Raw genomic sequence first — 9,679 nt, forward strand, 5'->3', positions numbered from 1 at the left:
TTTTTCACTCCTGGGAGGTGGTCGTCCCTGAGGTTTCTCCTCCTCTCTCTGTTTTTTATATTCTGAGAGGACTTTCCCTCAAAGATTTCTCCTCCTTTTACTGATTTATTTCTCCTGGGAGGTTCTTTCTTCACGATTATATCCTCCTGTGTAAGTTTTTTGATCCATGAGAGGCTCCTTTTCCTCACTTATTTCCTCCTATGTGAGCTTCTTGACTCGCAGGAGGTTCCTTCTCTAAATTTCTCTCCTCCCATCTGAACTTCTTGACTCACAGGAGCTAATTTTCTCTCAAAGCCATCCTCTTGTATTTATTTTTTATATTTCAGGAGGTAATTCTTCTGAAGTTTCTCCTCTCATTTGGAGTTTTTTCACTCTAAGATGCTTTTCTTCCCAAGATTGATCCTCCATATATCCATTTTTTAATCCCAGGATGCTTCTCCTCTGAAAACTTTCTTTACGGCTGATGCCTCTCCCCCTTCTGTCCCCAGACTGCAAGCCATGCTGCCAGTCTCGCTCTCGCTCGCTGGCACGGCTGGCGCCAAATCCCTTCTGGCCAGACTGCAAGCCATGCTGCCAGTCTCGCTCTCGCTCGCTGGCACGGCTGGCGCCAAATCCCTTCTGGCCAGACTACAAGCCATGCTGCCAGTCTCGCTCTCGCTCGCTGGCACGGCTGGCGCCAAATCCCTTCTGGCCAGACTGCAAGCCATGCTGCCAGTCTCGCTCTCGCTCGCTGGCACGGCTGGCGCCGTATAAAATAAAAAGAACGAGAGCAGGTCTGCAAGCTAGCTTGCTCCCTGTTCTCGTTCTTTCCATTTTGCATGGCTTGTAGTCTAGCCAAAGTATCTCTTTAATAATCCTTCGAAGGCTTTTCCGTGACGAGCTTCGTCTCTTGCCATTTCGTGTACTGTGTCGTGGATTGCATCTAAGTTCGCTGCTTTTGCTCTCTTCGCTAAGTCGAATTTTCCGGCTGTTGCTCCGTTTTCTGCTTCCACTCTCATCTCCAGATTCTTCTTTGTGCTGTCTGTTACGACTTCTCCTAACAGCTCTGCGAATTTCGCTGCGTGTTCTGCTTCTTCATACGCTGCTTTTTCCCAGTATAATCCGATCTCTGGATATCCTTCTCTATGTGCTACTCTTGCCATTGCAAGATACATTCCTACTTCTGAACATTCTCCTTCGAAGTTTGCTCTTAAGTCTGCTAAGATATCTTCGCTGACTCCCTGTGCTACTCCTACTACATGTTCTGCTACCCATTCTCTTTCTCCAGCCATTTCTTTAAATTTCTCTGCTGGCACTCCACACTGTGGACATTTCTCCGGCGGCTGTTCTCCTTCATATACATATCCGCATACTGTACAAACCCATTTCTTCATAATTCTATCTCCTTTGCTTTATTTTGATTTCAATAACAGTAATCATTACTGTTTATGCATATAATATATCACCACCTGGAATTGTTGTCAACTCTTTTTATCACTTTCTAAAAAAATTCTCTGCTTTTCCGTTCTGATGTTCACAAAATCAACATACTTTTATCACAGTTTTATTTATTTTTTCTATTAAGGTTAAGGAAGTGCCATTGAAAGGAGGCAGCGAATTGATAGAAGTACAGCATCTTACAAAAAAATACGGCAAACATCTCGCTTTGGATGATTTGTCATTTACAATTGAGAAAGGACAAATTTACGGTTTTCTTGGTCCCAACGGCGCTGGTAAATCAACAACAATGAATATTATGACCGGCTACATCAGCGCAACAAGCGGAGAAGTTCTGATTGACGGACATAGTATCCTGGATGAACCGGAAAAGGCCAAAAAGTCTATCGGATATCTTCCGGAAATTCCTCCTCTGTATCTGGATATGACAGTTATGGAATATCTCAAATTTGTTGCAGAATTAAAGAAAATTCCAAAAGATAAACGTTCTGCAGAGGTCCGCAAAGCAAGTACCCTTGTCAAGCTGAATGACGTTTCCAATCGTCTGATTCGAAATCTTTCAAAAGGTTACAAACAGCGTACTGGCCTTGCCGCTGCAGTTTTAGGATTTCCTGATATTATCATTTTAGATGAACCTACTGTCGGTCTGGATCCGAAGCAGATCATTGAAATCCGGCAGCTGATTCGAAAACTTGCGAAAGATCATACCGTGATTCTAAGTTCCCATATTCTTGCAGAAGTACAGGAAATCTGCGACTATGTCCTAATTATTTCCAAAGGAAAACTTGTGGGCAGCGGTACTCCGGAAGAATTAGAAGAATTATCTCATGGAAAAGATTCCATTGAACTTACTGTAAAATCAGACGCTGATACCATCCAGTCTGTTCTGGACAGGATTGATGGAATCCAGAATGTAACCTGGAGAAACCAGGGAGCAGGTTCCTGTGATCTCCTGGTTGATACTTCAAAATCCGCCCAGGAAGTTTGTGAAGATATCTCTATTGCATTTGCGACAGAGCGCATTCCTGTCACAAGAATCAATATTCTGAAAGCGACTCTGGAAGATATTTTCCTTGAATTAACAGAAAGCAGTCAAAAAGATGAGGAAGGAGAGACAAAAAGATGAAAGCGATTTATAAAAGAGAGCTCCGCTCCTACTTCACATCCATGATTGGATGCGCTTTTATTGCGTTTATCACAATCATTGGAGGTGTTTATTTTATGGTATACAACCTGTACAGTGGATATCCATACTTTGCATATTCTCTGTCAGGCGTCATTTTTGTTCTGCTGATTGCAGTTCCTGTTTTATCTATGAAATGTTTTGCAGAAGAGCGAAAAAATAAAACTGATCAGCTGCTTTTGACTTCCCCGGTTTCTCTGATTGAAATCGTATTCGGCAAATATCTGGCAATGATTACGATTTTCGCAATTCCATGCCTGATTTTCTGTCTGTTTCCCCTTATTATCAAACTGCAGGGCAACGCTTATCTGCTGGTTGACTATTCTTCCATCTTTGCGTTTTTTCTGCTGGGCTGTGTATTTATTGCAGCAGGAATGTTCCTGTCATCTTTAACTGAAAGTCCAGTCATTGCTGCTATCAGCACATGTGCGGTTTTATTCTTCATGTATATGCTTGGAAGCCTGATTGACTACATTCCATCCAGCGCTGTCAGTGGATTGATCATTTTGATCATCTTCTTCTCTCTGATCTGTGCTTTGATTTATTACATTACGCGCAATCCGGTCATTGCCGGCATCTTGGAAGTTATCTGCCTGATCGCCTGCATTGCTGTATATATTGTAAAATCATCTCTCTTTGAAAATCTGGTAATTAATGTTCTGGAAAATTTTGTTATAACCGATGTATTTTACAATATTGCACAGAATTACATTTTTGATGTCAGCGGACTGTTTTACTATCTGTCCCTTATCATCTTATTTGTTTTCTTGACCATACAGACATTCCAGAAGAGACGATGGAGTTAGGAGGAAATTGACGTGGAAAAACTAAAAAATTTATTTCGAACCAAAAACACGAAAAAGGGATCCTACAGTATCGCTGTTACTGCCGTGGTCATCGCAATCATCTTTGTATTAAATCTGTTTGTACGGCAGCTGCCGGAGAACATCCGCCAGATCGACATCAGCGACACCAGTATTTATGAGATATCTTCAACCACCAAAAAGCTTGTAAAAAATCTGGATTATGATATAAAGCTTTATGTTCTGGCCGATAAAAGCGAAACTGATGACCGAATCAAAAACTTCATCAGTAAATATGCCGGCCAGTCTGATAAAATTTCTGTCGAATGGATTGATCCGGTACTGCATCCTTCTACCCTGACAAAATACAGCGCAGAAGAAAACAGCATCGTCGTATCCTGTGCCAAAACCGACAGACAGACAACCGTTTCCTTTGATGATATCCTTGCGGGATCTTCATCTTACTATGGAACGACAAGCGCTGCCACTTCCTTTGACGGAGACGGACAGCTGACCAGTGCGCTGAACTATGTTACAAGTTCTAAAGAATATAAAGCTTATTACACAACTGGTCACGGTGAGACGGATTTGTCCACTTCTGTTACAGATTTAATGGAAAAATCCAGAGTATCATCCGAAGTGCTGAATCTTTTGAGTTCTACTTCAATTCCGGATGACTGTGATCTGCTGATCATGAACGGCCCGACCAGCGATCTGACCGATGATGAAATTAAAGTTCTTCAGAACTATATGAACAACGGCGGAAAAATCATCTGTCTCCTCGCTTATACAGATAAATCCATGAGTCATCTTTACGGATTCCTGAAAGATTACGGAATGACGGTATCAGACGGATATATTGCCGATACAGAACGGTGCTATCAGGGAAATTATTATTATCTGATTCCTAATGTAACTGCCAGCGGTGATATGGCTTCCGGAATGACGTCAAATTCTGTTCTTCTTGTTAATTCAAAAGGACTTACCGTGTCTGATCCGGATGATGATTCCATCACGACAGAATCTTTTATGACTACATCCAAAAACGGATATGATATTACAGAAAAGGGCCAGACACAGGGCACTTATACTTTGGGAGCAACCGCTGAACAGACAGTCTCTGTTAAAAATAAAGATGGCGATGAAGAAGACACTGAGAGCCGTCTGACCGTTTATGGAAGCAATATGCTGATCGATGAACAGCTGACTTCTTCTTTCTCAAACCTTGAGAATCTGACATTGTTCATGAATTCTGTAACATCCAGCCTGGATGATGCGGATAATATTTCCATCGCCTCCAAGAGTCTGGAAGTTACCTACAACAGCATTGCTTATCCGGGATTCTTCAGTATTTTGATTATCTTTGTTATCCCGCTTGCTCTTCTTGCCGGTGGATTTATTATATGGTTCCGCCGCAGAAGAAGATAAGGAGGCCCTTATGAAACAAAAACGAACATTATCTATTCTTGTGCTCGTCCTTGCCGTACTTCTCGTGCTGTACGGCGGGCTCAGGATTTACCAAAACAGACAGACAGACGACTCAGATGATACCATCACTGTAAAAAAACTGAGTTCTCTCACCTCCATTTCCTACAATAATGGGGAAGATCTGTCATTCGTAAAAGAAGACGGCACCTGGTATTACGCAGACAACAAAAATTATCCAATCGCACAGGATACTCTAAATACACTTGCATCAACCTTCCAGAAGATGGAGGCTGTCCGCAAACTGGGGAAAGGCGATGGTCTGGATGACTACGGTCTGAAAAATCCGTCTTACACCGTTACCGTAAAAGACAAAGATGGAACTGAGACTTCCTTTTACATCGGAAATGCTGCCGGTGAGAATTATTATCTGACCGTAGATGATAAGTCAACCATTTATACTGTTTCATCCGACGTGGTCACCAGCCTTTCCTCAACTTTGGACGATTTCATCCAAAAGGATACTTTCCCGACATTAAGTTCCGGAAACATTACCAAAGTTGTTGTCACACAGAACGGTAAGAAAACAACCTATAAATCCGATGATGACATCGATTCCATTGCCGGAGGTCTTGGTACCTTCACATTAGGGGACTGCGAAAATTATGCTGCGTCTGACAGCGATCTTTCCAAATATGGACTGGACAAAGATTCTCAGATTACCGTTAAAGTTTCTTATAAAGATACCGATGACAGCAGCAAGAAAAAATCCATTACCTTGTGTATCGGATCAAAAAACAGCTCCGGAGATTATTACGTCAAGCTTTCTGATTCCGACATGGTATATCTGGGAGACGCAGATGTCATTAAAAACATTTTAAATCCATCATAAAAATAAGGCCTTCCGGCACAAAACCGGAAGGCTCTTTTTGATGGATCCTGTCTGTTCATTTTCTTACAATCACGGATACCCCATCTGGTATCACCGTAATCGGAGCATTTTCCTTTCCTAAATAGGCATCTGCCATACGAAGTGCCTCTGGCAGATCTGCTGCATAATCCATCTGCATCTCTTCTACCATTTTCTGAGGTGCCTGAGTCACCATGATGACCTTATATTTCAGCAGAATCCGGCATAAAATCTGGGATTCCCACTGATCCGGCACTGTAGAATCTCTGTCCGTTGCCAGAAATCCTGCCATAATCTTTTCCTTATCCTTTTCATTGGCAAAAGTATCATACAGTTCCTGTCCTCCATGGCCGTCCATACAGCTTGAGACCATGATAATAACACCTCCCGGACGGCAGGTAGCTTCCGCCGCTGTCATTCCTTTCACAGACTGATATATATTCTGATCCAGCGGATATCCGCCATTGGTCGAAATAACAATATCAGCCGGCGCCGCATCCACTCCGGAAAGCTGATTTACAAATCTGCACCCTTCTCTGTGCGCCTTGTCAAAATGTCCCGCAAACGCCCGGATGACTTTCTTGTCCTGATCCAGAACCACATTTACGATAAAAGCAAGTTTTGCTTTCTCTGCCGCCCACACCATATCCTTATGAATCGGGTTTCCTTCCAGAATCCCTGTTCTGGAATGTTCATCCGCAATGAATTCCGAACAATGGTTTGCCATGACCGTTTCCCTGCTGGACACTCCCGGAAGCACACTTTTCCTGCCTCCGGAAAATCCCGCAAAGAAATGCGGTTCAATAAAACCTTCTGCAATCAGCAGATCCGCTTCATATGCAATCCGGTTAATCCGAAGCCTGCCGCCGGATGGCAGAATGCCAATTTCGACCATATCTTCGGCTTTCCCGCTCTCATGCACAACAAACCGGATATCCTTCCTGTCCACAATCTCCTGTCCGAATTTATAGATTAACTCTTCCTTTGTGGTCGGTCTGTGAAATCCTGTGGCAATCAAAACCGTAACCACCGCATCCGGACTGCCCTCTTTAATTTCCTTTAGGATGACAGGCATGATCACCTTGCTCGGAACCGGTCTTGTATGATCACTGGCAATCATTACAATATTTTTCTTCCCTCTTGCCAGATCCTTCAGCCGCTTACTTCCAACAGGATGTGTCACTGCTTCTTCCACAAGTTCTGTTTCACTGTATTCCGGATGATAGGAATGTGCACCGGAAACCAGAATTCCCTGAATCCTTTCTTCCGGTATCTGCGCTTCTATTTTTCCTTTTCCAAATGGCAGCTCTATTTTTGTCATCTCTCTCTCCTTCCCTCTTTTACATCAGACAAATCCTGCTCCTAACAAGGCAACTGCACCATAAACTGCAACGAACAAAACAAAATACTTCATAACCTTCGTCAGAATCACACTTTCTTTTCCTACAGTTGCAGTCGCTGCTGTTGCTACCGCAATGCTTTGAGGCGAAATTATTTTGCCCGCGGTACTTCCCACCGTATTAGCCGCAATCAGCCAGAGAGGATTCATATTTAAAGTTTCTGCCGTGCTTTTCTGCAGACTTGAGAACAGAACACTGCTGGAAGTCGAACTTCCTGTAACAAATGTTCCGATGGATCCGATCAGCGGCGCAACAATCGGGTAGAATGCTCCCGTGACCCCTACAATAAAATCCGCTATGGACTGAGTCATTCCGCTGTACCCCATGATTTTTGCTGTTCCAAGCACCGCCATAATGGTAATAATGGTTTTCGACATCTGTTTTACTGTATCCATCAGAATCTTCAGCATTTCTGCCAGAGAACATTTCTGAATCAATCCTCCGATCAATGCTGCAATAAAAATCAGCACTCCTGGCGTTGCGATCCATGTGAAAGTATACGGACTGGCTCCTTCCGCCGTATAAATCTGTACATCTGATTTCACTGCCGCAAGAGGATCATGAATTGCCGGGAAAATCGATGACGTCATAATCAGAAAAAACAGGACCAGAATAAAAGGACTCCAGGCCGTCAAGGCACTCTTAACAGACAACGGCTCACTTTCTTCCTGTGACAATTCCAGGTCAAATTTTGTTTCTTTCTCTCTTCTTAAAAATTTTGCCAGAAGAATGGTCACCGCCATGCTGCAGACAGATCCGATCACAGCCGGAAGTTCCGCACCAATATACTTTGCGGTCAGATACTGAGGCAGCACAAAAGATATTCCTGACATCAGGGTAATAAACAGGATTCCTTTGTAATCTTTGAGTCCTTTCGCCCCGTCCCGTTTTCCTGTAATCCATACGATCAGGAAAGGAACGACAACTGCCATCAGCGCAAGCTGCAGTACAACAAAAGACGCTGTGTCATGCTGGCTGACCCCTGTAATATCGGCTGCCGTTACCGTAGGAATCCCGATGGATCCAAATGCCACCGGCGTTGTATCCGCAATGAGACAGACGGTTGCCGCAAAGATCGGCTCAAATCCAAGGCCGCACAAAATTCCCGCCGGAATGGCCACTGCGGTTCCGAATCCTGCCATTCCTTCCATAAATCCTCCAAAGCCCCAGGCAATGATCAGCATCAGAATCCGTTTATCTTTTGATACAGAGACAAGCATTCTTTTGATGACTTCCATATTTTTTGTATACACAACCAGATTATAAGTAAAAACTGCTGCAATGATCACAAGGCAGATCGGCCAGAGAGCCATTGCAAATCCTTCTAATCCGCCTGTTGCCACATCAACAGCTTCCTGTTTCCAGAGAAACAAGGCTTCCGCCGCCGCAATGATCAATGCTATGATGCAGGCTTTATATCCGGTCATTTTCATTCCGCACAAAGCAATGATCAGCCAGATGATTGGAAGCATTGCTAAAATAAAATTCACAAACAGTGTCACACGCTCCTCCTTTATTCCATATTCAGTTTTCAGTTCCCACCACTTCTTATGCGCACAGATTGGTTCTACCAATTTATATTTCTATGGTAGGACCAATCTGTGTAAAAGTCAAGTTATTTCGTATAATTTCCACTTATTATCTATTTTTCTTTTCATTTTTTGTATAATTTGCACAATTTTTAGTTTGCTGTTTACAGCAAAGAAGGGTGTTGCACTGCAGCGGATCCGCTGCGGCGCAACACCCTTCTTCCTGGCTTCTGAATCTGTTCCTGAGTATACAAATCAAATCCTTTCCCGGTTTGTCTTTCTGCTCAATACTTATTTGTTCTGTATATCTGCGTTCTTTCTATAGTCTTTTACTTTTTCCTCATCTTTTTGCTTCACATAAATCAGATATGTCTTTAGCTGATCTGCCGGAATCCCTCTGCTGCCTTTAAAAGCCCTGGGTGCAAGAAACAGTACCGGTGTAAAAAAATACATTATTTTAGGAAAGTCAGCCTGACTTGCCGTATCAATAACATAATTCCAATACTTGATTCCATGCTGCTCTAAAAAGGTCCGAAGCTTCTGATATTCTGAAATATCAAATCCCTGATGCACTTTCACTTTCCTGAAGTTCGCTGCGAACTTCTAATTTGAACTCATACCTATCCCTCCTCCACATACGCTTTATAAGTTATATAATATCATATAATTATATATTTTAACAGTATTTACAAATCATAGTCCAAATATTCGTTCATCCAAATTTCATTCTCTTACCATCCATTTTTTAAATCCATTGTGTCCACGGTGTGGGACGGGATTCCCAAAAGCATCCCAGATCGTTTTTTGCTGTGTCCACTTTATAGGGTTCAGTTTATCCGGGATCTGTCCTCCTTTTTTCCTTTTTTCACTCCTGGGAGGTGGTCGTCCCTGAGGTTTCTCCTCCTCTCTCTGTTTTTTATATTCTGAGAGGACTTTCCCTCAAAGATTTCTCCTCCTTTTACTGATTTATTTCTCCTGGGAGGTTCTTTCTT

At 42.8% G+C, this 9,679-nt stretch carries 10 protein-coding genes; 4 read left to right on the forward strand and 6 right to left on the reverse strand.

All coding sequences use genetic code 11. The features are described 5' to 3' along the window. The 3 genes from JMF81_RS08750 to JMF81_RS08760 form a co-directional block, all read right to left on the reverse strand. Positions 1–188: hypothetical protein (locus JMF81_RS08750; protein ID WP_201311080.1), on the reverse strand; the 188-nt coding region annotated here is incomplete at its 3' end. A gap of 266 nt (positions 189–454) precedes the next feature. Beyond that, on the reverse strand, positions 455–781 hold the full coding sequence (locus tag JMF81_RS08755) for a hypothetical protein (protein ID WP_201311081.1): 327 nt from the start codon (positions 779–781) through the stop codon (positions 455–457). 49 nt (positions 782–830) lie between these two features. After that, entirely contained in the window at positions 831–1,373 is a 543-nt protein-coding gene (locus tag JMF81_RS08760; protein WP_201311082.1) for an NADH peroxidase, read from the reverse strand. Between the two features lie 224 nt (positions 1,374–1,597). Here JMF81_RS08760 and JMF81_RS08765 point away from each other — a divergent pair, with 224 nt between their 5' ends. From JMF81_RS08765 to JMF81_RS08780, 4 genes are read left to right on the forward strand one after another with little or no spacing between them, the layout of a single operon-like run. Beyond that, on the forward strand, positions 1,598–2,563 hold the full coding sequence (locus JMF81_RS08765) for an ABC transporter ATP-binding protein (protein WP_201311083.1): 966 nt from the start codon (positions 1,598–1,600) through the stop codon (positions 2,561–2,563). Further along, positions 2,560–3,426: an ABC transporter permease gene (locus JMF81_RS08770; protein ID WP_201311084.1), complete on the forward strand. Its 867-nt coding sequence runs from the start codon at positions 2,560–2,562 to the stop codon at positions 3,424–3,426. The genes JMF81_RS08765 and JMF81_RS08770 overlap by 4 nt, the downstream gene beginning before the upstream one ends. 12 nt (positions 3,427–3,438) lie before the next feature. Further along, a complete protein-coding gene (locus JMF81_RS08775; protein ID WP_201311085.1) occupies positions 3,439–4,851 on the forward strand; it encodes a GldG family protein in 1,413 nt (470 codons plus the stop codon). 10 nt (positions 4,852–4,861) lie between these two features. Next, positions 4,862–5,740: a DUF4340 domain-containing protein gene (locus JMF81_RS08780; RefSeq protein WP_201311086.1), complete on the forward strand. Its 879-nt coding sequence runs from the start codon at positions 4,862–4,864 to the stop codon at positions 5,738–5,740. A gap of 55 nt (positions 5,741–5,795) precedes the next feature. On the opposite strand, the gene larA is transcribed toward JMF81_RS08780, so the two are convergent. The 3 genes from larA to JMF81_RS08795 all read right to left on the reverse strand — a co-directional run bounded on the left by larA (position 5,796) and on the right by JMF81_RS08795 (position 9,260). Next, entirely contained in the window at positions 5,796–7,079 is a 1,284-nt protein-coding gene (gene larA / locus JMF81_RS08785) for a nickel-dependent lactate racemase (protein WP_201311087.1), read from the reverse strand. A gap of 24 nt (positions 7,080–7,103) precedes the next feature. Continuing rightward, positions 7,104–8,660: an L-lactate permease gene (locus JMF81_RS08790; RefSeq protein ID WP_330597516.1), complete on the reverse strand. Its 1,557-nt coding sequence runs from the start codon at positions 8,658–8,660 to the stop codon at positions 7,104–7,106. Between the two features lie 318 nt (positions 8,661–8,978). Further along, a complete protein-coding gene (locus tag JMF81_RS08795) occupies positions 8,979–9,260 on the reverse strand; it encodes a hypothetical protein (RefSeq protein WP_201311088.1) in 282 nt (93 codons plus the stop codon). Between the last annotated feature and the right edge of the window lie 419 nt (positions 9,261–9,679).

The sequence above is a fragment of the Anaerostipes butyraticus genome (assembly GCF_016586355.1).
Classification (GTDB): domain Bacteria; phylum Bacillota; class Clostridia; order Lachnospirales; family Lachnospiraceae; genus Anaerostipes; species Anaerostipes butyraticus.